Annotated in this window: 14 protein-coding genes, 6 tRNA genes and 1 other RNA gene; 13 read left to right on the plus strand and 8 right to left on the minus strand. The window is 67.7% G+C overall.

Going from position 1 to position 23,145, the window contains the following annotated elements:
- Window positions 1-15 precede the first annotated feature (15 nt).
- Complete coding sequence (locus AC3WLE_RS23685) at window positions 16-696, plus strand: C40 family peptidase (protein WP_492320618.1); 681 nt, start codon at window positions 16-18, stop codon at window positions 694-696.
- A 73-nt stretch (window positions 697-769) separates the two neighbouring features.
- Here the strand turns inward: AC3WLE_RS23685 and AC3WLE_RS23690 are convergent, their stop codons facing one another.
- Window positions 770-1,690: a patatin-like phospholipase family protein gene (locus AC3WLE_RS23690; protein WP_058697198.1), complete on the minus strand. Its 921-nt coding sequence runs from the start codon at window positions 1,688-1,690 to the stop codon at window positions 770-772.
- Between the two features lie 246 nt (window positions 1,691-1,936).
- Between AC3WLE_RS23690 and gltX the strand changes: the two genes are divergently transcribed.
- From gltX to AC3WLE_RS23725, 7 genes are all read left to right on the plus strand, one after another.
- The gene (gene gltX, locus AC3WLE_RS23695; protein WP_492320619.1) at window positions 1,937-3,337 is read left to right on the plus strand and encodes a glutamate--tRNA ligase; all 1,401 of its coding nucleotides are present in this window, start codon (window positions 1,937-1,939) and stop codon (window positions 3,335-3,337) included.
- 273 nt (window positions 3,338-3,610) lie between these two features.
- Window positions 3,611-3,686 (plus strand) — tRNA-Ala (locus AC3WLE_RS23700).
- Window positions 3,687-3,752: 66 nt separating this feature from the next.
- Window positions 3,753-3,828, plus strand: a tRNA-Glu gene (locus AC3WLE_RS23705).
- Between the two features lie 63 nt (window positions 3,829-3,891).
- Window positions 3,892-3,968 (plus strand) — tRNA-Asp (locus AC3WLE_RS23710).
- A gap of 198 nt (window positions 3,969-4,166) precedes the next feature.
- Window positions 4,167-4,242: transfer RNA gene (locus AC3WLE_RS23715), tRNA-Ala, on the plus strand.
- A gap of 105 nt (window positions 4,243-4,347) precedes the next feature.
- Window positions 4,348-4,423, plus strand: a tRNA-Glu gene (locus tag AC3WLE_RS23720).
- 63 nt (window positions 4,424-4,486) lie between these two features.
- Window positions 4,487-4,563 (plus strand) — tRNA-Asp (locus AC3WLE_RS23725).
- An 86-nt stretch (window positions 4,564-4,649) separates the two neighbouring features.
- Here AC3WLE_RS23725 and AC3WLE_RS23730 read toward each other — a convergent pair.
- From AC3WLE_RS23730 to trxA, 6 genes are all read right to left on the minus strand, one after another.
- Complete coding sequence (locus AC3WLE_RS23730) at window positions 4,650-6,002, minus strand: MATE family efflux transporter (RefSeq protein ID WP_492351913.1); 1,353 nt, start codon at window positions 6,000-6,002, stop codon at window positions 4,650-4,652.
- Between the two features lie 112 nt (window positions 6,003-6,114).
- On the minus strand, window positions 6,115-7,902 hold the full coding sequence (locus tag AC3WLE_RS23735; protein ID WP_011615638.1) for an ArnT family glycosyltransferase: 1,788 nt from the start codon (window positions 7,900-7,902) through the stop codon (window positions 6,115-6,117).
- A 246-nt stretch (window positions 7,903-8,148) separates the two neighbouring features.
- Window positions 8,149-8,409 (minus strand): type B 50S ribosomal protein L31, encoded by a 261-nt coding sequence (locus tag AC3WLE_RS23740; protein ID WP_010814268.1) that lies wholly within the window; start codon window positions 8,407-8,409, stop codon window positions 8,149-8,151.
- A gap of 201 nt (window positions 8,410-8,610) precedes the next feature.
- The gene (locus AC3WLE_RS23745; protein ID WP_492320621.1) at window positions 8,611-9,462 is read right to left on the minus strand and encodes a M90 family metallopeptidase; all 852 of its coding nucleotides are present in this window, start codon (window positions 9,460-9,462) and stop codon (window positions 8,611-8,613) included.
- 126 nt (window positions 9,463-9,588) lie between these two features.
- Window positions 9,589-10,851 carry a transcription termination factor Rho gene (rho, locus tag AC3WLE_RS23750; RefSeq protein WP_010814266.1) on the minus strand — a complete coding sequence of 421 codons (1,263 nt, stop codon included), beginning with the start codon at window positions 10,849-10,851 and terminating at the stop codon, window positions 9,589-9,591.
- Between the two features lie 179 nt (window positions 10,852-11,030).
- Window positions 11,031-11,357: a thioredoxin TrxA gene (gene trxA, locus AC3WLE_RS23755; RefSeq protein ID WP_010814265.1), complete on the minus strand. Its 327-nt coding sequence runs from the start codon at window positions 11,355-11,357 to the stop codon at window positions 11,031-11,033.
- Between the two features lie 443 nt (window positions 11,358-11,800).
- Between trxA and AC3WLE_RS23760 the strand changes: the two genes are divergently transcribed.
- The 3 genes from AC3WLE_RS23760 (at window position 11,801) to AC3WLE_RS23770 (ending at window position 18,690) form a co-directional block, all read left to right on the plus strand.
- Window positions 11,801-12,079, plus strand: a complete 279-nt coding sequence (locus AC3WLE_RS23760) for a hypothetical protein (RefSeq protein ID WP_010814264.1) — start codon at window positions 11,801-11,803, stop codon at window positions 12,077-12,079.
- 138 nt (window positions 12,080-12,217) lie between these two features.
- A complete protein-coding gene (locus tag AC3WLE_RS23765; protein WP_492357276.1) occupies window positions 12,218-15,085 on the plus strand; it encodes a PD-(D/E)XK nuclease family protein in 2,868 nt (955 codons plus the stop codon).
- Window positions 15,082-18,690 (plus strand): UvrD-helicase domain-containing protein, encoded by a 3,609-nt coding sequence (locus tag AC3WLE_RS23770; protein ID WP_492357275.1) that lies wholly within the window; start codon window positions 15,082-15,084, stop codon window positions 18,688-18,690. Before AC3WLE_RS23765 ends, AC3WLE_RS23770 begins: the two co-directional genes overlap by 4 nt.
- 160 nt (window positions 18,691-18,850) lie before the next feature.
- On the opposite strand, the gene ffs is transcribed toward AC3WLE_RS23770, so the two are convergent.
- An RNA gene (ffs, locus tag AC3WLE_RS23775) (signal recognition particle sRNA small type) lies at window positions 18,851-18,949 on the minus strand.
- Window positions 18,950-19,116: 167 nt separating this feature from the next.
- On the opposite strand from ffs, the gene AC3WLE_RS23780 reads away from it, so the two are divergent.
- Both AC3WLE_RS23780 and AC3WLE_RS23785 read left to right on the plus strand, forming a co-directional pair.
- Window positions 19,117-21,600: an adenosylcobalamin-dependent ribonucleoside-diphosphate reductase gene (locus tag AC3WLE_RS23780; protein ID WP_492357274.1), complete on the plus strand. Its 2,484-nt coding sequence runs from the start codon at window positions 19,117-19,119 to the stop codon at window positions 21,598-21,600.
- Between the two features lie 120 nt (window positions 21,601-21,720).
- Window positions 21,721-23,145, plus strand: a 1,425-nt coding sequence (locus tag AC3WLE_RS23785; protein WP_492363596.1) for a DNA polymerase III subunit gamma/tau, incomplete at its 3' end; no start/stop codon positions are given.

Consider the following 23,145-nt stretch of genomic DNA (forward strand, 5'->3'; position numbering starts at 1 on the left):
TCAACGGGAGAACCAATGCAGCGATCGGTACTTCATTCCCTGGCGCGTGCCGCCGTCGGAATTGCCATTGCCTGCGGTGCGACTGTGTCGAATGGAGTGCTGGCGGATACGGTATTCAAGGATGCCGACGCCCGTATCGATGCCACGGCCCACGCCGCGGATTCGCATGCGGAAGGCAAGCGGGGCTTGCTGTCGTCGGTGGTGAATTCCACCAGCAACGTTGCCAGCAAGGCTGGCGACCTGGTCATGAATGCGCTGGGCCTGATTGGCGTGCGTTACCGCTTCGGCGGCAACAGCCCCGAATCCGGCCTGGACTGCAGCGGCTTCGTCCGCTACGTGTTCCAGGACACCTTCGGCTTCATGCTGCCGCGCCGCTCTGTCGAAATCAGCCGTGTCGGCACCACCGTGGCGGCCACCGACCTGCGTCCGGGCGACCTGGTGTTCTTCAACACCATGCGCCAGACCTTCTCGCACGTCGGTATCTATATCGGCGACAACAAGTTCGTGCATGCCCCGTCCACGGGCAGCAAGATCCGTGTCGACGACATGCGTGCGTCTTACTGGGTGACCCGCTACAACGGCGCCCGCCGCATCGAGGATGGCAAGGAGGGCGGCGCCGATGGCCTCGGCGACATGGTCGAGACGCTCAAGCGCTACGACCCCAAGGTCGTCCGCGCATCGATGTACGGCGGCTGAGGTTCCGGCACGCTTCAAGCAAAAAGGACTGCTGCGGTAGTCCTTTTTGCTTTGGCGAGGCGTGCTCTCCCGGCTATTGCACTGCGACCGTTCCGGCCGGTGCCAGGCGGGCCTGTTCCAGCCGCTGCCGCAGCGTTGCCATCACCGCCGTGGTGGCCTGTTCGCCGGCCAATATGGCCCGGTTGCGGGCGTTGAAGTCGCTGCCGCCCATATCGGGCAGCTCGGGGCGGATCACCACGTCGGCGCGCGCCAGTGCCATCTTGTTGATCGACTGGCCCATGATCGCGGTGGTCTGCAGCAGCACGCCGCTCTGGCCCGCGTTCTTCTGCGCCGACGGGTCGGCCGAGATGTTGACCGCGATGACAAAGTCCGCGCCCATGCCGCGCGCGGAATCCACCGGCACCGGCTCGACCAGGCCGCCGTCGACATAGTCGTGACCCTGGATCGACACCGGCTGGAACACCCCGGGCACGCTGCTCGACGCGCGCACGGCCTGGCCTGTGTTGCCGCGGCGGAACAGAATTTTCTCGCCGCTCTTGAGATCGGTGGCGACAATGCCCAGCGGCAGCTTCATGGCCTCGATGGTCCGGTTCTGCACCAGCCGGTTGATGTAGTTCTGCAGCGCCTCGCCCTTGAGCCAGCCGCCGAAGCGGGTGCCGAAGGGCAGGGCCCAGTCGGCGATGGCAGCCTCGTCCATGGTCAGCGCCAGCTTGTTCAGCTGGAAGCCATTCAGTCCGCTGGCGTAAAGCGCCGCCACGACTGCGCCGGCGCTGGTGCCGGTGACTAGGTCGGCATGGATGCCTTGCGCTTCGAGCGCCTTGATCACGCCGATATGGGCAAAGCCGCGCGCCGCGCCGCCGCCCAGCGCCAGGCCGATCTTGACGGGCCGCGGCGCGGGCGGGGTAGTGGCGAGCGGCGGCGCGGGACGCGGGCCGAACGAGCAGCCCGCCAGCAGGGCGGCCGCGGAGATGCCGAGGAAATGACGTCGTTGCATGAAGCGGGATCAGTAATCAGGTGGGACCGGCGGATACGGGATGTGATGCGGGCGCTCCTCCAGGGAGGCTGGCATCGCATAGCCTGAATCAGCGGCATCACCTCAGACCGGCGCAAGCATAAATGATTCCGCGCGGCGCCGGCACGCCGGGCGGGGCGAGGGATGCGCGTTGGTATAATGCAAGGCCTGCACATACACCAGCCTGCGCGCCGCTGCGCGCGGGCTTTCTTGTTTCTGCCCCTGACCATGACCCAACGCGTCCGCACCCGCTTTGCGCCGAGCCCGACCGGTTTTATCCACCTCGGCAATATCCGCTCCGCGCTCTATCCCTGGGCCTTCGCCCGCCGCATGAAGGGCGACTTCATCCTGCGCATCGAAGACACCGACGTCGAGCGTTCGTCGCAGGAAGCGGTCGACGTGATCCTCGAGAGCATGGCCTGGCTGGAGATGGATATCGACGAAGGCCCGTTCTACCAGATGCAGCGCATGGACCGCTATCGCGAAGTGGTCGCGCAGATGGTCGAGTCCGGCCTGGCCTACCGCTGCTACATGAGCACCGAAGAGCTGGATGCCCTGCGCGAAGCCCAGCGCGAGCGCGGCGAGAAGCCGCGCTACAACGGCTTCTGGCGTCCCGAGCCGGGCAAGGTTCTGCCCGAGCCGCCGGCAGGGGTCGATCCGGTGATCCGCTTCAAGAATCCGATCGGCGGCAGCGTGGTGTGGGATGACGCGGTCAAGGGCCGCATCGAGATCTCCAACGACGAGCTCGACGACCTGGTGATCGCGCGCCCGGACGGCACCCCCACCTACAACTTCTGCGTGGTGGTGGACGACCTCGACATGAAGATCACCCACGTGATCCGCGGCGACGACCACGTCAACAACACCCCGCGCCAGATCAACATCATCCGCGCGCTGGGCGGCACGCCGCCGGTCTACGCCCACCTGCCGACCGTGCTTAACGAGCAGGGCGAGAAGATGAGCAAGCGCCATGGCGCGATGGCCGTGACCGGCTACCGCGACGAGGGCTATCTGCCCGAAGCCGTGCTGAACTACCTGGCGCGCCTGGGCTGGGCCCACGGCGACGCCGAGATCTTCTCGCGCGAGCAGTTCGTTGAATGGTTCGACCTGGAGCACCTGGGTAAGTCGCCCGCCCAGTACAACCCCGAGAAGCTGGCCTGGCTGAACAACCACTACATCAAGGTCGGCGACAACCAGCGCCTGGCCACGCTGACGCAGCCGTTTATCGAGGCGCTCGGCGGCAAGGTGGAAGGGGCGGACCTGGCCGGCGTGGTGGCGCTGGTGAAGGACCGCGCCAATACGCTGAAGGAGGTCGCGCAGGCGGCGCTGCTGTTCTATCGCGGCGAGCCGCAGGCGGAAGCCGCGCTCAAGGCCGAGCACCTGACCCCGGAAATCCAGCCCGCGCTGGCGGTGCTGGCCGCCCAGCTGGCCGCGCTGCCGGAATGGAAGCGCGAAGCCATCAGCGCCACCTTCAAGGCCGTGCTCGCCGAGTTCGGCCTGAAGATGCCCAAGCTGGCCATGCCGGTGCGCCTGCTGGTGGCCGGCCAGCTGCAGACGCCGGGCATCGATGCGGTGCTGGAACTGTTCGGCCGCGACACGGTGCTGCGCCGCCTGGCGGCAGCTGCATAAAAAGTCGTAAAAAGTCCGCGCCGGGGGCTTGCGCTCCGGGCCGGACTTGCGCATAATCTCTTTCTCCCTGCAGCGCGGTCCCTGACCAAGCTGGCTGGTGGATCCGCAAGGATCTTCGCAATCTCCGAACTGATTTTTGAAGTGACGGGAAAGCGAAAAAAGCTGAAACGGGAGCTTGCAAAGATTAATGGTTGATATATAATCTTGGCTTCGCCTGAAACGGTAGTTAATTCAGGCGAAAGCGCAGCAAGTTGCAGTAAATGGCAGTACCATGGGGCTATAGCTCAGCTGGGAGAGCGCTTGCATGGCATGCAAGAGGTCAGCGGTTCGATCCCGCTTAGCTCCACCAAGATTTAGGTGTCATCCAGGTTGTTTGGGGTGGCGCCAGACGGAACGTGTTGAAAGACAAGTTTCTGTCCCCTTCGTCTAGAGGCCTAGGACATCACCCTTTCACGGTGAGTACAGGGGTTCGAATCCCCTAGGGGACGCCATAACAACAGGGCGTAATCAGACGCCCAGTCGACTGAAGCGAAGCTTCGGAAGACGCCGACTAAGGAGTGGTAGTTCAGTCGGTTAGAATACCGGCCTGTCACGCCGGGGGTCGCGGGTTCGAGTCCCGTCCACTCCGCCAAAACTGAACCCGCATGGTTTGCACCATGCGGGTTTTTCTTTGGGTGAGGGATTATGTCGTTAATCGCTGCAAACGCAATAAAAAATGTTGCATTCGTTGCGAAATTCGCTATATAATCCTGTCTTCGCTGCAAATGCTGCGGTAAGCGGCAGGCAGCGAAGGTGGTTCCAGCAGTAACCGTCCAGCCGTACCGGATACGGGGCTATAGCTCAGCTGGGAGAGCGCTTGCATGGCATGCAAGAGGTCAGCGGTTCGATCCCGCTTAGCTCCACCAGAATTTGGGAAGCGTCTGAAAAGAAGCTTCCCAGGCGCGAAAAAGCCTGCTATGATGGCGGACTTTCCAGCGCAAGACAGAAAACGCGTTGTAAAACAAGTTTCTGTCCCCTTCGTCTAGAGGCCTAGGACATCACCCTTTCACGGTGAGTACAGGGGTTCGAATCCCCTAGGGGACGCCATAACAACAGGGCGTAATCAGACGCCCAGTCGACTGAAGCGAAGCTTCGGAAGACGCCGACTAAGGAGTGGTAGTTCAGTCGGTTAGAATACCGGCCTGTCACGCCGGGGGTCGCGGGTTCGAGTCCCGTCCACTCCGCCAAATTAGAACGCCCGCGCAAGCGGGCGTTTTTCTTTTCCGGCTGCTGAAATCGCGGCCGCCGCCCTTGCGGGCGGCCAGTGCCAGAGTCAGTTTTCCGGATCCTTGCTGACCCGGCTGAAATACCGCACCAGCAGCACGCCTGCAATCGCCAGGCTGATGCTGTTGGCCAGCCAGAAGCCGCTGGCGCCGCGCGTGAAGGCCGGCATGCCCTCGATCAGCCCGAAGCCCAGCACATAACCCCCGCCCAGTCCGATGCCCCACAGCGAGCCGGCGTAGATCAGCGTCGGAATCAGCGCGATCTTGTACGCGCGCAGGATAAACGCCGTCATCACCTGCACCGCGTCGAAGGCCTGGTAGAACGCCACGAACAGCACCAGCGGCAGCGCTGCCGCGACCACCGCGGGATCGCTCGCGTAGGCATGCAGCACCGGCTTGCGCAGCAGCCACAGCAGGGCACCGGTCAGCACCGCCAGCGTCACCGCCATGCGGATGCCGCGCCAGGCAAGGCGGCTGGCGCCGGCCAGGTCGCGCGCGCCGAGATGCTGTGCCACCAGCGTCGAGGTGGCAATCCCCAGCGACAGCGGCAGCATGTAGGCCACCGCGCCCAGGTTGGCGATGATCTGGTGCCCGGCCAGCGTGACCGTGCCCAGGCGCGTGATGAAGATCGACATCAGCGTGAACGAGGTGATCTCGATCAGGTAGGTCAGGCCCATCGGCAGGCCCAGCCGCAGCAGCGCGCGCAGCGGGGCGGCAGCCGGCCAGCTCCACATACTGAAGATCCGCAGCGGGTGATAGGCGCTGCCATAGCGCAGGATCAGCAGCCCGGCGATGCACCAGGCCCAGCTGATCAGCGTTGAGGCCAGGCCGCAGCCGGGGCCGCCCATGGCCGGCACGCCCAGGCCGCCGTGGATGAACCAGGCATTGAGCGGCACCTTCAGCGCCAGCCCGCCGATCTGCAGCACCGTCACCATGATCGGGCGCGACAGCGCATTGTTCAGCGCCGAGTAGATGCGGAAACCCAGCGCCGCCGGCAGCCCGAAGGCTCCGAAGTGCAGGTAGGCAGTGGCCTTCTCGACCAGTTCGGGCGGCGCCTTGGCGAAAGCGAGCAGCGGGGCCGGGAAGGCCAGCAGCAGCACGCCCGGAATCGCCAGCGCGGCGCCCAGCCATGCGGCCTGCCGGACCTCGGCGCCGATCGCTTCGATGCGGCCGGCGCCATAGAGCTGGCCGGCGATGGGCGACAGCGCCTGCAATACGCCCATCAGGCTGATATAGATGGTGACATAGATCGAGCCGCCCAAGCCCACGGCGGCCAGGTCGGTCGCCGAGGCGCGCCCGGCCATTGCGGTATCGATGACGCCAAAGGCAATAACGGCAAGCTGGCCGGCCAGCACTGGGCCGGCCAGGCTGGCAATACGGCGAAGGTCTTGGAACAGGGTCATTCAGGGCTCGGCAGGCTTGGTCAGGGCTGGATGGTCAGCCCCGCAGCCGCCTGCGGCCGGAATGGTTCGATGGTGCGACAGGCGCTGCGGTGGTAGTGACGCCGGAAAGGGCTCAGGGCTGGCGCGGCAGGCGGCGCCGCGGCAGGTCGGGGCGCGGATGGACGGCGCGCGCGGTATCGACCAGCCGGTACATGCGGAAGCGCTCGTCGCGGTCCGCGGGGCGGCGGCCTTCCCAGATCAGCCGCCACTCGAAATGCGAGATATTGCCCGGCTCGCCATAGTCGACCGCGTCATGGCGCAGCAGCACGTCGCAGCCGTCGTTGGGGCCGCCAAAGCGGATATGGCCGAAATAGGCAAACGACGCCAGCTGCGCATCGCCCATGCGGATCGGCTGGACGCACTGGTAGGCAGGCGGCAGCGCCATCGCCGCAGCCTGGGCCACGTCGCGGTAGGTCTTGCCGTAGTTGATCGAGGGCAGCCACAGCGTCATGGCCATGACCCACATCAGGGTGGTGCCGGCGGCGGAAATCACCACCGGGCGCCAGATCTGCTTGGGCGCGCGCGACAGCCGCCAGCGCACGATCAGCACCCACGCGACCGTGGCCGCCAGCGCAAACACCACCGCGGCGATGGTGAACTCATGCTGGTAGCCGGGCAGCTGGCGGAAGACGTTGCGTGCGATGCGCGGCGGCCAGCCGGTGGTCTTGGCGATCCACATGAACCAGACCGTGCCGCCGAAGATGGTGAAGAACAGCAGCGCGAACCAGTCGATCGCGTTGATCACGCCGCGCGCCAGCGTGGGCAGCGCGAATGCGGCCAGCACGGCCATCGGCGGCAGCAGCAGGATGAACTGCACGTCGCCGGCACTGCGCTGCAGGAACAGCAGCACCAGCACCGGCAGCAGCAGCGCCAGCGGCGCCGCCACATGGGGGGCGCGGCGCATGCCGGTCCATGCGATCCAGGCCCAGCCCGCGATCGGCCAGACCGGCCACGTGTACAGGAACAGGTTGCGCACGTTGAAGCCGAAGGTCGCCACATTGGGCGAGCCGTAGCTGCGGCGGTCATAGCGCGACCATTCGCGGATGAAGGTCACCGCCTCGTCGCGGTCGGCCGCGCCGAAGTAGGCGGCCGCCAGCCACGCCGACACCATCAGCAGCGCCAGCGGAATGCCGATGGCGGCCAGGCGCCGCCACGGCAGCGGCTTGCACACCAGTGCGCAGACCGCGCTGCCTCCCAGCAGCGCCAGCGGCAGCAGGGGCCCGCTGGCCAGCGCCAGCCCGCCCAGCGCGGCACCATAGACCAGGCTGCCCTGGATGGGCTTGTCGAGGCTGCGCACCATGCCGTACAGGGCCAGTGCGATAAAGGCGACCTGGCCGACCTGCGGCGTGGTCTCGTGCCCGCGCATGGCCAGGCCCACGCAGGCCAGGAAGATCAGCAGCGCGCCGTCGGCCAGCGTGCGGCCGTAATCGCGCGCGTTGGGCTGGCCGCCGAAGGCGTAGGCAAATGGCTGGACCTCGTCGCGCCGGCCCAGCAGGTAGGTGGTGTACCAGATGCAGGCGCAGGTCGCGAAGAAGAACAGCGCCGTGGCCAGCCGCGCGGCGTCGGCCGCGCCCAGCCAGCTGCCGAAGCCGCGGATCATCAGCGCGCCGATCCAGAACACCAGCGGGCCGTCCTCGCTGTACGGGCGGCCGACGATATTCGGCATCAGCCAGTCGTGCAGGTTGCCGGTGGCCAGCTGCCACATCACGCCAAAGCCGGCGGCGTCCTCGTTCTTCCACGGGTCGCGGCCGAACAGGCCGACCAGGCCATAGATGATGCAGATCGCCAGCAGCAGCGCGCGCGGCAGGGCGCCGGTCGCGGCAGCGGTCAACTGGACGGGGGAGGTATTGGCTTGACGCATCGATGCTCAGGTCGGGCCGTGGCGCAATGGCGCGAAGGCCACAGTATCGCGCATGCGGCGGCCGCGCGGGCCGTGGCATGGCGTGGAAGCCTCACGGGGTGTGGGGTAAATCCAATGAATGCGGCGGTACCGGTCGTGGTCCGGCATAAAAGCAAAGAGGCAGCCGATGCTGCCTCTTTGCTGTTTCGCACAGGCCCCGGAGCATCTGTCCGCAGGCCTTGCGAAGCGGGGTTCGCTGAAAGCGATTTACTTCGCAGCCTTGCCCAGCTTGTTGCCGAACTTCTGGCGGAACTTTTCCACGCGGCCGGCCGTGTCCATGATCTTCTGGGTGCCGGTGTAGAACGGGTGCGATTCCGACGAGACTTCGATCTTGGCCAGCGGGTATTCCTTGCCGTCCTTCACGATCTTGTCCTTGGTCTGGATGGTCGAGCGGGTGATGAAGCTGAAGTCGCTGGACATGTCCTGGAACACGACTTCGCGGTAATTCGGGTGAATGCCTTCTTTCATGATGAGTCCTTTCTGGTTGGGTAGCCAGTCCGTTGCAATCCGCTGTTCTCCGCCGAGGGCGAGAGCGTGCATGGCGCGGCGACGAACGAACCACTTGCCGGTAACGGGCAAACCGGGATTATGGCAGAAAAACAAATACTTGGGGAAGAGGCAGCGCCACGCGCGGCACAGAAAGTGTTGCGCAGGAATATGGCAAAAGCATCACATGGAGGCCGGGTCCTGGCGATAGAAGACGGCCAGCGACTGGTATACAAGCGGCCAGTGCCGCGCCAGCCCGGTCGGCTCGACAAAAAATGCCTCTGACGTCACGGCAAAGAACTCGCTCGGCGCCTCGGTCCCGTATGGGTCGATGATGCGCAGTGCCGGCGGCAGCCGCTCCGGGTGCTCCCAGTCGGCCTCGTCGCGTGCCTCCCAGGCCTCGGCAAAGCGGTCGTACTCGGTCAGGAAGGTCTCGGCCCAGGCTTCCGCGTCGATGTCCGGGTGCAGCACGCGCGAGAAGGGCGGCACGCCGTCGGGCTCGCCGTCGAGCATGTCCAGCTTGTGGGCGAACTCGTGGATGACCACGTTGTAGGTATCGGCCGGCAGTTCGTGGTCGCTGTCGATGCCGGCCCCGGGGGTGTGCACGTCGGGCCAGGACAGGATCACCGGCCCGTGCTCCCAGGCCTCGCCGCTGGCTTCCTCGACCACGCCGTGCACCAGGCCGATCTCGTCCTGCACGGTCCGGCGGATGATGAACTCGCCCGGGTAGAGCACGATGCCGTGCCAGCCCCGGTACCAAGGCAGCCCCAGCTTCAGGATCGGCACGCAGGCCTGCACGGCAACGCTGGCCACCATGTCGTCGGCCAGCGGCAGGTCGTGCGCGGTGGAGTATTCCTTGTCAGCGATGAACAGCGTGGCCAGCTCGCGCAGCGCCGCGAGGTCTTCGCTGCCGTAGCGTTGCACGAACGGCAGCGTGGCGACCGTGCGCGCCCACAGCGCATCGGGGATGGCGTAGTGCTCCAGCTTGCGGGCCCGCGAGCGGGTGCGCAGGAATGAGGTCAGTTTGCCGAGCATGGGCGTAGCGCGGTGCGCTGTGAAATGGTCCGGCAACAAAAAAGGTCGGGCAACAAAAAAAGGCGTGCCGTGGCACGCCTTCCTGTCCGCCTTGCGGCGATGCTGCGTTGACGCTGCAGCGAGGGCTCAGCCGCCTCTGCGCATCATATCGAAAAACTCGGCGTTGTTCTTCGTGGCCTTCATCTTGTCCATGATGAATTCCATCGCCTGCACTTCATCCATGTCGGAGATGAACTTGCGCAGGATCCAGATCTTCTGCAGGATTTCCGGCTTGATCAGCAGCTCTTCGCGGCGCGTGCCCGACTTGTTCAGGTTGATCGACGGGTAGACGCGCTTCTCGGCCAGGCGGCGTTCCAGGTGCACTTCCATGTTGCCGGTGCCCTTGAACTCTTCATAGATCACGTCGTCCATGCGGCTGCCGGTTTCGATCAGCGCGGTGGCGATGATGGTCAGCGAACCGCCTTCTTCCAGGTTGCGCGCGGCACCGAAGAAGCGCTTCGGGCGCTGCAGCGCGTTGGCGTCCACGCCACCGGTCAGCACCTTGCCCGAGGCCGGCACCACGGTGTTGTAGGCCCGCGCCAGGCGGGTGATCGAGTCCAGCAGGATCACCACGTCGCGCTTCAGTTCGACCAGGCGCTTGGCCTTCTCGATCACCATTTCGGCAACCTGGACGTGGCGGATGGCCGGTTCGTCGAAGGTCGACGCAACCACTTCGCCGCGCACCGATCGCATCATCTCGGTCACTTCTTCCGGGCGTTCGTCGATCAGCAGCACGAACAGGTCCGCTTCCGGATGGTTGTTGGCAATCGCGTGGGCGATGTGCTGCAGCATCACGGTCTTGCCGGACTTGGGCGATGCCACCAGCAGCGCACGCTGGCCGCGGCCGATCGGCGCGATCATGTCGATGATGCGGCCGGTGATGTTCTCTTCAGCCTTGATATCGCGTTCGAGCGTGAGCGGCCGGTTCGGGTGCAGCGGCGTCAGGTTCTCGAACATGATGCGGTTCTTGACCGCTTCGGGCGGCTGCCCGTTGACCTTGTCCACCTTGACCAGTGCAAAGTAGCGTTCGCCGTCCTTGGGCGTACGCACTTCACCCTCGATCGAATCGCCGGTGTGCAGGTTGAAGCGGCGGATCTGGGACGGACTGATGTAGATGTCGTCCGTGCTGGCCAGATACGAGGTTTCGGGCGAGCGCAGGAAGCCGAAGCCGTCGGGCAGCACCTCCAGCGTGCCGTCTCCAAAGATGGTTTCGCCCATCTTGGCGCGCTTCTTCAGGATCGCAAACATCAGTTCCTGTTTGCGCATCCGTTGTGCGTTGTCGATCTCGAGCGTAGCCGCCATTTCGAGAAGCGCAGACACGTGAAGCGATTTGAGTTCTGTCAGGTGCATAGACGAGGGGTACAGATGGGCCCGGACGGGCGAGACCTAAAGGGAAGGGGGGAAATGAGCGAACGCTCGGGGAGTTGTTGGTGGCATCTTAGCACAATCCGACCGGCGCGCCAGGATGTGGCGCACGCACGTCGGATCGTGACAAAACCGGGACCGTGGGTCAGGTCCCGGCGCGCAGCTTACAGGTTGCCGTCGAGGAAGGCGGTCAGTTGCGACTTGGACAGCGCGCCGACCTTCTGGGCCGCGACTGCGCCGTTCTTGAACAGGATCAGCGTCGGGATGCCGCGGATGCCGAACTTGGCCGGCACCTGCTGGTTTTCATCGACGTTGATCTTGGCGATCTGCAGCTTGTCGCCGTAGTCCTTGGCGACTTCGTCCAGGATCGGCGCGATCATCTTGCAGGGGCCGCACCATTCCGCCCAGAAGTCGAGCAGGACGGGTTTGTCGGACTGGAGGACGTCAGCATCGAAGGAGGCGTCGCTCACATACTTGATTTGTTCGCTCATGGCGGAAAACCTCTGGTTTCGCTCTGTTTATGTTGAAGGCTGGAGACTTCGGAGGGCCGAACCGTTACCTTACACGAGATTGCGCGGACCCGTCGGGCTGCCTCCGCAGCCCGCAAACAGGCTGTGGGGGCCGCTGCCGCGCCCGGTGCTGCCGATATGTTACCAGTTTGCCGATTTTCAAGACCGGCCTGGCAAACACTCGAAAGCGCGCCGGCACGGAAATGATTCTGCTGCAAGCGGGGGATTCATTGAAATGCTTATTTTCTATGGCGCCGAGAGATTCGGGTAATCGCTTGCGGCGTGCGGGAGGGTGTGTCATAGAATGCACTTGTGCGCGCCGCGCGGTGCCGATTGCGTGTGGCGTGCGCGTAGAATAGAAAGCGGTTCGCGGGCGGCGCCAGCGGACCAATCTTGCATCCTGCGCCACTGACTAGGTCATCGACATGAACACCGATCCCCGCAAGCCTTCGCAGCCCGAGCCCGAGCCCGGCCAGGCGCCGGACGTGGACCACCTGAGCGATGCGCTGGACCATATCAGCAGCGCCGTGGAGACCAACAGCATCGCCAGCGGTGCCGCACGCGGCCTGGTCTACAGCATCATCGAGACCCTCGGTACCCTGGTGGGCGACCCGGACCTGCCCGAGCATGCGCGCTCCGGCTATGAGGGCCTGCTCGAGACCGCGCGCGAGATCCGCGCCCGGCTGGAAGGCGGTTCGGACTGAGCCGTTCCGCCTGCCCCTGCATCACACTTGCCGCCAGCCGCCCAGGCCGGCGGCGCCCGTATTGTTTCCGTTGCATCCTGACGCTTTCGCCGACCGACGCAGTTCGCGCAGCCATTCCGGGCTGCGCCCCACGCGCCCATGACGTCGCTACGTTTCCGCCCTGGCCCTGATTTCCTCGACCAGGCCGCCACCGCTGCCTGGTATTTCCTCGACCGCTGCGGCGCGCCGGAGGCGGGCGCGCACGTGGTCGTGCCCACTGCGGCGCAGATTCCGGGCGTGCGCCAGGCACTGGACGCCGCCGCGCGCGCGGCGGGCAGCCCGCGGCTGCTGCCGCGCGTGCTGACGCTGGGCCACTGGCTGCTCGACCTGCCGCCCGAGGGCGCCCCGGTGCGCAGCCCGGCCGCACGCCTGCTGGCCGTGCAGCAGGCGGTGCGCGGGCAGGACTGGCTGCGCCGCGCCTTCGGCGCCCAGAACGAGACCGCCGCATGGGGCCTGTCGCAGACGCTGCTGTCGATCTGCGACGAGCTCAACGCGCGCTGGCTCGAAGACGCCGCCATCAGCGACGATGACGAGATCGACGGCGACGATCGCGCCGGCCTGCTGCAGGGCGCGCTGGAACGGACCTATTCGCATCTGTCCGAGCGCTTCCTCGGCGAAGAGGCGCGCATCGTGCTGGCCTTCTGGCAGGCGCTGTCCGGTCCGGACGATCCGCTGCCGGCGCGGCGCCGCGCCTTGCGCGAGCTGTCGCAGCAGCTGCGCGGCCCGGTGATCTGGATTGCCCCGACCCCGCCCACGCCGCTTGAAGCCGCGTTCCTGCGCGATGCCGCCGAGCTGGTGCCGGTGCTGCAGGTCGGCTATGACTGGACCGGGCAGGGCGAGAGCGATGCCGACTGGTACCAGACGCTGCTGGCGCTGTGGCCGGAAGCAAGGATCGCCGACGATGCCGAAGCCGTCGCCCCCGCGCCGGCCATGCCTGCGCTGCCGCCGCAGCGTTCGTCGATCCGCGTGATCGGCAGCGCGCGCTTCGAGGACGAAGCCGCCGCGGCAGCCGCGCAACTGGTGCAGTGGCTCAATGAAGGCCGCCGCCAGGTGGCGCTGGTCGCGCACGACCGCGTGGTGGCGCGGCGCGCCCGCGCCTTGCTGGCGCGCGCCGGGGCACCGGTGTGCGACGAGACCGGCTGGAAGCTTTCCACCACGCGCGCGGCCGCCGCGCTGATGCGCTGGTTCGACCTGCTGGTGCGCGACGGCGACACCGCCGCGCTGCTGGACCTGCTCAAGAGCCCGTTCTGTCTGCCGGAGGTTGCCGGGCGCGGCGCGGCCATCGCGCTGCTTGAGCGCCAGGTGCGGCGCGAAGGCATTACCGGCGGCTGGGTGCGCCTGCGCCAGCTGTTCGGGAGCGCACCGACTGCCGCGCAGCAAGCTGCCGCGGAAGACGAGGATGCCGCCGAAGCGCCGCGCCGCGCCGCGCACGCGCTCGTCGCCGTGCTCGCCGACGAGGCGGCGCGCTGGCCGCGCGGGCTCGCGCAGCATCCGCTGGCAACCTGGCTGGAACGGCTCGACGGCATGCTCGACGGCCTCGGCATGCGCGCGGCGCTGGCCGCGGACGATGCCGGCAGCCAGCTGCTCGATGCGCTGGCGCGGCTGCAGGAGTTGCCGCTGGACGAGACTGGCGGCCATGCCACGCTGTCGCAGGGCGAGTTCCGCGCGATGCTGTCGGCGCTGCTGGAATCGGTCGCCTACAAGGAGCCCTCGGCCAGCGGCCCGGCGCGCATCACCATCCTGCCCCTGAACGGCGCGCGCATGCGCCGCTTCGAGGGCGTGGTGATCGTCGGCTGCGATGACGCGCAACTGCCGTCCAGCGCCGCCGAGCTGATGTTCTTTTCCAACCAGATGCGGCGCGAGCTGGACCTGGAAGACCGCGAGGCCCGCTTTGCCCAACAGGCGCGCGACCTGGCCGAGGTGCTGCTGAACAACGACGACGTGGTGCTGACCTGGCAACGCTACGGCAGCCGCGGCGAGCCGCATCATGTGTCGGGCTGGATCGAGCGCCTGGCGGCGTGCTGCGCGCGCGCGGGCGTCAGCATCGAAGCCGCCGCCGCAGCACAGGCGCACGAGACCTTTGCCGATCCGCAGGGCATGCCGGCGCCGGCGGCGGAGCCCGCGCTGGTGCCGGTGCGCTGGAGCGCGCAGGCCTACAACATGCTGCGCCGCTGCCCCTACCAGTTCTTCGCCGGCCGCATGCTGGGCCTGGCCGGGCTGGAGACAGTCAGCGACGAGCTGGAGAAACGCGAGATCGGCGAACACCTGCACCACGTGCTGCTGCGCTACCACAAGGACCTGCAGGCGCGCCGCGAGCGTGGCGAGACGCTGGCGGAAGACCAGCGCCTGGCCCGCCTGGCCGAGATTTCCGAAGACGTGTTCGGCGCGCTGATGGCCGAGGACGGCAATGCCATTGCCTACTACCGGCGCTGGCGCGAGGTGATGCCGTCGTATGTCGCCTGGCAATCCGCGCGCGAGGCCGAGGGCTGGTTCTGGCGCGGCGGCGAGCTCGACGCCGGCATCGACCTGCCGATGCCCGACGGCCAGCCGCTGCGCCTGACCGGGCGCATCGACCGGCTTGACCAGGGCCCGGGCGGGGCGCATGCCGTGCTCGACTACAAGACGCAGAGCGCCACCCGCCTCAAGCGCAAGCTGGCCGAGGTCGAGGAAGACTGCCAGCTGCCGTTCTACGGCCTGCTGCGCGCCGATGCGGCAGCCGGCAGCTGGGTATCGCTCGAAGGCGCGCGCGAGGGCGCAGCGGCGGCGCAGCGCGAAGTCGGCCTGCCCGATTTTGAAGCCGCCGTCATCTGGCTGGAACGGCAGATGCGCGACGACGTCATGCGCCTGCGCCAGGGCGCCAGGCTGCCGGCCTTCGGCGATGCCTCCGCCTGCCTGTATTGCACCGCCCGCGGCCTGTGCCGCAAGGGCTTCTGGGAATCCACCGCCGTGCCGGCGCTGACATCATGACGCCCCACGATCCGCACCACGTCCAGCCTTACCAGCGCGACGGCGAACCCGTTTCCGAGACCGAGTTCACGCGCGCCGCCTGCGATCCCGCGCGCTCGGTGGTGGTTGAGGCCTGTGCCGGCAGCGGCAAGACCTGGCTGCTGGTGGCGCGGCTGGTGCGCTTGCTGCTGGCCGGCGCCGCGCCGCACGAGATCCTGGCCATCACCTTCACGCGCAAGGCCGCCGAAGAAATGCGCGACCGCCTGCTGGAGGTGCTGGCACAGCTGTCGCGCGACAGCGACGACGACGTGATCGCCGCTCTGGTGCAGCGCGGCCTGACGCCCGACGCCGCGCGCGAGACGCTGCCGCGTGCGCGGCGCCTGCATGCGCAGGTGCTGGCCGCGCCCGGGCGCATGGCCATCGATACCTTCCACGGCTGGTTCGGCACGCTGCTGCGCGGCGCGCCGCTGGCCTCGGGCATCGTGCCGGGCGCGGCGCTGCGCGAAGATGCGCTACGCATGAAACGCGAAGCCTGGGCCCCGGTCTGGCGCGCGCTGGCCACGGAGCAATACACCGACTTGCGCGCCGCGTGGGAAACGCTGGTCGATACCGTGGGCGACTTCCAGGCACGCGCGCTGCTGGACGCGATGTTCCATGCCCGCAGCGAATGGTGGGCGATGCAGGAGGGCGGCGACCCGCTGCAGGCGCTGTCCGACTGCCTGGGCGAAGACGCCCGGGGCGACGTGCTGCTGCAGGCGCTGGCCGACGAAGGCTGGCGCGATGCCTGCGAGTCGCTGGCGCTGCGCCTGGGCGCGGCCGGCAAGACCGAGCAGACCCACGCCGGCCGCATCACCGATGCGCTGATGGCGATCACCGCGTGGCGCGAAGCGGGCGCGGTGCCCGGCAAGCCCGCCGAACGGGCGTTCGCGCAGTTGCGCGCCGCGTTCTTCACCACCACCGGCGGCCCGCGTTCGCTGCGGCGCACCGCGGCGCTGGTCAAGGCCGCCGGCGGCGAAGGCATGGTCGATGCGTTGCTGGACGAGCATGCCTCGATCTGCGCCATGCTTGACGACATCAGCGCGCGTTGTTGCGAAGCCGCGGTGCTGGCGATCAACCGCGCGCTGTTCTGCATCGGCGATGCCTTGCTGACGCGCTACCAGCGGCACAAGGACGAGCAGCGCGCGATGGACTTCGCCGACCTGGAATGGCAGGCCGCGCGCCTGATGTCGGACGAAGAGACCGCCACCTACCTGCAGGTGCGGCTCGACGCGCGTTACCGCCATCTGCTGCTCGACGAGTTCCAGGACACCAACCCGCTGCAGTGGCGCATCCTGCAGGGCTGGCTGGCCGGCTATGCGGGCCTGGGCGAGCGGCCGACGGTGTTCCTGGTGGGCGATCCCAAGCAGTCGATCTACCGTTTCCGGCGCGCCGATGCACGGCTGTTCGGCGCGGCCGGCGAGATGCTGCGCGATGCGTTCGGCGCCACCGTGCTGCGCACCAACCGAACCCGGCGCAACCGCGCCGAAGTGCTGGACTGGGTCAACGCCGTGTTCGACAGCGCGCGCGCCGAGGGCCGCTATCCGCTGTACGCGACCCAGACCACGGCACTGGCCGGAGGCAACGGGCCGGTCTGGCTGCTGCCGCTGGTGGAGCCCGAGGACAAGGCCGAAGACGCCGTTGACGATGGTGCAGAGGACAAGGGCGCCGAAGCCGCCTCCGCCCATCGCGACACGCTGCTGCAGCCACGCCGGCAGGCCGGCGATTCGCTGCGGCTGGAAGAGGGCCGGCGCGTGGCCGCGTGGCTGCGCCTGGTGCGCGACACCGTGCCGGTCCATGAGGGCGGCGAACAGCGCCCCGCGCGCTGGAGCGACATGCATCTGCTGGTGCGCCGCAAGACCCATCTGGCTGACTATGAGCGCGCGCTGCGCGAGGCCGGCATTCCGTGCCTGAGCCCGCGCCGCGGCGGCCTGCTGGCCACGCTCGAGGCGCTGGACCTGTCGGCGTTGCTGGCGTTCCTGATGACGCCGGAATCGGACCTGGATCTCGCGCACGTGCTGAAGAGTCCGCTGGTGGGCGCGACTGACGACGACCTGCTGGCGCTGGCCCGGATCGAATGCGAGGGCGGCTGGTGGGCACGCATCGAGTCAGGCGGCCTGCCCGAACACGTATCCGATGCGCTGCGCGAAGGCGTGCAGCGCTTGCGCCAGTGGCTGCGCGTCGCGCCGCACCGGCCGGTGCATGACCTGATCGACCAGATCTTCCACGGCGGCGAAGTGCGGCGCCGTTATGCCGAGGCCGCGCCGCCGGATATCCGCGAACAGGTGCTGGCCAACCTCGATGCCTTCCTGAAGCTGTCGCTGGACCTCGACGGCGGGCGCTATCCGAGCCTGCCGAAATTTATCGACGAGCTGCAGGAAATCCGCCGCGGCGACGAGGGCGAAAGCCCCGATGAAGGCGGCATGGGCGAGAGCGCCGAAGACGTGGAGCCGGCCGAGGACGATCCGGCGTTTGCCGGCCTCGACGCGGTCCATATCCTGACCGTGCATGCAGCCAAGGGCCTGGAGGCGCCGTTCGTGGTGCTGCTCGATGCCAATCACAGCGAGCCGGCCGCGGACCGGGGCGGCATCCTGGTCGACTGGCCGCCGTCGTCGCCGGTGCCTCGGCATTTCTCGGCCTACGGCAAGCGCAGCGAGCGCGGGCTGGCGCGGGCGCCGTTGTTCGAGTCAGAGGCGGCGCTGGGCGAGCGCGAGAACTGGAACCTGCTGTACGTGGCCATGACGCGCGCGCAGCAGGGCCTGCTGGTCAGCGGGGTCAAGGGCCGGGCCAGCCGCAGCGGTTCGGGCGAGGGCAATGCCGAGATCGCCGGCAGCTGGTATGTGCGGCTGCAGGCCGCGGGCGTCGGCGAGATGGTGCCGGCCTATCCGGGCGAGCTGGCCGATGCGCAGGACCAGGCCCCGATGCCCGCGCGCCTGAGCGAGCCGGTGCGCTTTACCGACTTCCGGCTGCGCTATCGCGATGCAGTGGATGCGCGGCAGGGGACCGCGCTTGAAGAAGAGGGCGAGGCCGAAGCCGAAGACGAGTCCGACGGCATCGTCTTCAACGCCGCGGCCGCCCGCCACGGCGAGCTGGTGCATGCTTTGCTGGAGCGCCTGACGCGCTATCCCGAAGCCTTTGCCGACGTGCCGGGGATCGACACCGCATTGCGCTGGTTCCCGCTGACGGGCGCGCACACCGGGGCGGCACGGCAGGCGTGGCGGCAACAGGTGGCGCAAGCGCTGGAGGCGGTGGCTGCGATGCTGCGCGCGCCGGCGCTGGCGCCGTTGCTGGGGGCGGGGGACGCCCGCAGCGCGCGCAATGAAGTCGAACTCTATGACGCGCGCGGCCGGCTGCTGCGCATCGACCGGCTGGTGGAATTCGACGACCGCGTGGTGATCGTCGACTACAAGCTGCGGCTCCTGCCGCAGGAGCATGCCGCCTACCGCGCGCAGCTGGGCCGCTATGTGGCCGCGCTTGCGCCGATGTTCCCGGGCAAGCGTATCGAGGCCGGCGTGGCCACCGCGGACGGCGAATGGATTCCCGCCGAGCGAATGGCGCCGCCGATGCCGCAGCAGGGCTCGCTGTTCTGACGGCTGGCGTGGCACCCGGACAGGGTGCCAGAATCGGCGCAAAATGGGGTGTGCAGCGCGCGCGCTCGCGGCCCGGCTGTACTAAAGTGACAGGGACTGCGCTGCGAACGACTCGTGCGTGCGGATACAGCGGGAGGGGTACGGCAGGAGGGGGTGTGAGGTGGACGAGCCTGACCCTCGGCACTGGCGGAAAACGGCTGTGGCTGCTTCGTTCCCGACCTGACCAGGTTGACCGCGCCACCATGCGAGGAGGCCCGTCCGAGCGGCATTGTACCCCAGACCGCGATATCGCGGAGAAATTGCGTTGAATGCCCTTTGCAGTGGTGGGTCATTGCCCGCGGTAAATGCGTCGGCTTGATCTGGCGCAGGTAACGCGGGCCGCGGCGGCCCGACCATTCACCGACCCAGACCGTGGTGAGCCAATACATGAACGCAAACGACCAGATCATTCGCGGCGCCCTGGCGCCGCAGGAAATCTCCTCCGAAGTCCTGATCGAGAAGTACGCCAAGGGCGAAGAGCGCAGCATTGCCGATGTCAGGCAACGCGTGGCGCGCGCGCTGGCGCAGGCCGAACCCGAGGACCAGCGCGAGGCCTGGAGCGCGCGCTTCCTGTGGGCGCAGGAAAACGGCTTCGTGCCGGCCGGACGCATCAACTCGGCGGCGGGCACCGGCATCCAGGCCACGCTGATCAACTGCTTCGTGCAGCCGGTGGGCGATTCGGTGTCGGAGCCGCGCGAGGGCCGCCCCAGCATCTATACGGCGGTGGCGCAGGCCGCCGAAACCATGCGCCGCGGCGGCGGCGTGGGCTATGACTTCTCGGCGATCCGACCGGCCGGCGCGCTGGTGCGGGCCACGCATTCGCGCGCCTCGGGGCCGGTGTCGTTCATGAAAGTGTTTGACGCATCGTGCGCCACCGTGGAATCCGCCGGCGCCCGCCGCGGCGCGCAGATGGGCGTGCTGCGCTGCGACCATCCCGATATCGAGAGCTTTATCCACGCCAAGGACAAGGGCGACCTCAGCAACTTCAATATCTCCATCGGCGTCACTGACGCCTTCATGCAGGCCGTGCAGGCAGACGGCGAGGTCGAACTGGTGCATGAGGCCGAGCCGGGCGCCGATATGATCGCCGCAGGAGCTTATCGCCGCGACGACGGCCAGTGGGTGTACCGGCGCGTGCCGGCGCGCAACCTGTGGGACCAGGTCATGCAGGCCACCTACGACCATGCCGAGCCGGGCATCCTGTTCCTGTCGCAGATCAATGCCGACAACAACCTTTATTACTGCGAGCGCATCGAGGCCACCAACCCGTGCGCCGAGCAGCCGCTGCCATCCTATGGCTGCTGCTGCCTGGGCTCGATCAATCTGACGCGCTTCGTGCGCCAGCCGTTCTCGCCGCAGGCCGAATTCGATTTCGATGCCTTTGCCGAAGTGGTGCGTGTGGCCACGCGCATGCTCGACAACGTGCTCGACGTGACCTTCTGGCCGTTGCCCGAACAACAGGCCGAGGCCCACGCCAAGCGCCGCGTCGGGCTGGGCTTCCTGGGGCTGGGCAGCGCGCTGGTGATGCTGGGCCTGCGCTATGACACAGAGCCGGCGCGGCAGCTGGCGGCGCGGATCTCGGAGCGCATGCGCGATGATGCCTACCTGGCGTCGACCGAACTGGCGGTGGAGAAGGGTGCCTTCCCTCTGTTCGATGCCAACGCCTACCTGCAGAGCGGGTTTGCCGGCCGGCTGCCTGAACGCTTGCGCGATGCCATTGCGCGCAACGGGCTGCGCAATTCGCACCTGCTGTCGATCGCACCCACCGGCACCATCACGCTGGCCTTTGCCGACAATGCCTCCAACGGCATCGAGCCGGCTTTCTCGTGGACCTACAACCGCAAGAAGCGGATGCCGGACGACAGCTACCGCAGCTTCGAAGTGGCGGACCATGCCTGGCGGCTTTACCGTCACATGGGGGCCGACATGGCCCAGTTGCCGGATGCCTTCGTCACCGCGCTGCAGATGTCGGCGCTGGATCATATGCGGATGCTGGAAGCGGTGCAGCCGTATATCGACACCAGCATCAGCAAGACCGTCAACGTGCCGGAGGATTATCCGTATGAAGCCTTCCGCAACCTGTACCTGGAGGCGTGGAAGGCCGGCCTGAAGGGGCTGGCGACCTATCGTCCCAATTCGGTGCTGGGGGCCGTGCTGTCAGTAGAGGCGCCGGCGGCGGCACCCGCTGCCATGGCCGACGACAATCCGCTGGTGCGCCCCTTCGGCAGCCGGCCGGTGGGCGACCTGGAGGGCGTGACGTCCAAGGTCGAATACCTGACGTACGAGGGCCACAAGACCGTCTACCTGACCGTCAACTTCATGCGCGTCGCCGGCGTTGCCGGCGGCAAGCCGGTGGAGATCGAGCGCCCGGTGGAGTTCTTCATGCCGGCGGGGCAGCGCAGCGAGGGCCAGCAGTGGATTACCTCGACCATGCGGCTGTTGTCGATGGTGGCGCGCTCGGGCGGCTCGGTGGCCAAGGCACTGGCGGACATGCGAAACGTGGTGTGGGACAAGGGCACGGTGCGCTACGGCACGCTGGTGCGCCAGGACGGTACCGAGGTGCCGCGCTTCCATGACTCCGAAGTGGCCGCGCTCAGCTACGCGCTGCAGCGCATCCTGATCAAGCGCGGCTTCCTGGATGCCGACGGCGGCCAGGTGCCGGTAGCCGCGCTGGCGGCCAGGCTGGCCCAGCGCGAGGGCGGGGGGCAGGCGCCGGATGCCGGGGCGGATCTCGCCAGCCCGGTCCGAGTCCCCGGCACCCCCGGTGTCGGCACCGGCAAGCCGTGCCCGGAGTGTGGCGCGCACGCCCTGCACAAGGTCGACGGATGCGCCAAATGCGCCAATTGCGGCTACGTGGGCGAGTGCGGCTGAGCCCCGCCGCGGGCGGGTTGCGGCCACCGGAGCCAGCCCGCGCGGCGCGTGGCGAATAAAGACCGCGAGGTCGGGGCGGCGGCGGCCGGAGGGGGGCCGCATTTTGCTACAATCGCCGCCATGAGTTATCAAGTTCTAGCGCGCAAATGGCGCCCCAGGGATTTCACCACGCTGGTCGGCCAGGAGCACGTGGTCCGCGCGCTCACGCACGCGCTGGAACAGCAGCGGCTGCACCATGCCTACCTGTTCACCGGCACGCGCGGGGTCGGCAAGACCACGCTGTCGCGGATCCTGGCCAAGGCCCTGAACTGCACCGGCCCTGACGGCAACGGCGGCATCACCGCCCAGCCGTGCGGGCAGTGCAAGGCCTGCCAGGAGATCGACAGCGGCCGCTTCGTCGACTACATCGAGATGGACGCCGCGTCCAACCGCGGCGTCGACGAGATGGCGCAGCTGCTGGACAAGGCGGTCTACGCCCCGACCTCCGGGCGCTTCAAGGTCTACATGATCGACGAAGTGCACATGCTCACCAACCACGCCTTCAACGCCATGTTGAAGACGCTGGAAGAGCCGCCCGGGCACGTCAAGTTCATCCTCGCCACCACCGATCCGCAGAAGATCCCGGTCACGGTGCTGTCGCGCTGCCTGCAGTTCAACCTCAAGCAGATGCCGCCGGGGCATATCGTCTCGCACCTGGACCATATCCTGGCGCAGGAAGGCATCGGCCACGACGGCAATGCGCTGCGGCTGCTGGCGCAGGCCGCGCACGGCTCGATGCGCGATGCGCTGTCGCTGACCGACCAGGCCATCGCCTACAGCGCGGGCCAGGTCTCGGAAGACGCGGTGCGCGGCATGCTGGGCGCGATCGACCAGGGCTACCTGGTGCAGCTGCTCGATGCGCTGGCCGCCGAAGACGGCGCCGCCATGCTGGCGATTGCCGATGCCATGGCCGACCGCAGCCTGTCGTTTGCAGGCGCGCTGCAGGACCTGGGCTCGCTGCTGCACAAGGTGGCTCTGGCGCAGGCCGTGCCGGCCTCGGTGCAGGACGAATGGCCCGAAGCCGATGAGGTGCGGCGCCTGGCCGGCGTGTTCGACGCGCAGGAAGTGCAGCTGTTCTACCAGATCGCCAACCTCGGCCGCAGCGAGCTGGCGCTCGCGCCGGACGAGTACGCCGGCTTCACCATGACGCTGCTGCGCATGCTGGCGTTCCGGCCGTCGTCTGAACCCACTACGACGCAAGGGCAGGGCGGTGGTGCCGCGCCTGCGCGCCAGCGTGGTGCCGAAGCCGCGCAAACCGTTGATACCCGCCATGCGACGGCTGTGGCCAATGCCGCCGAACAGGCTGCCAAGGCCGGTGCTGCGGCGGCCCCGGTCCCTGCCCCTATGCCCGCACGGGCGGTCCAGCCCGCGGTAGTGGCCGAACCCGCTGCCGCACCTGCCGCTGTCCCTGCATCCCCTGAAGCTGCGCCGGCACGGCCGGCCGCTGGCGCCGGCAACGGGGCCATGTCGCCCGCCGCCGCCGCGCGGGCGGCCGCCCGCCAGGCT

The organism is Cupriavidus sp. FW306-1B-F12B, from assembly GCF_058781795.1.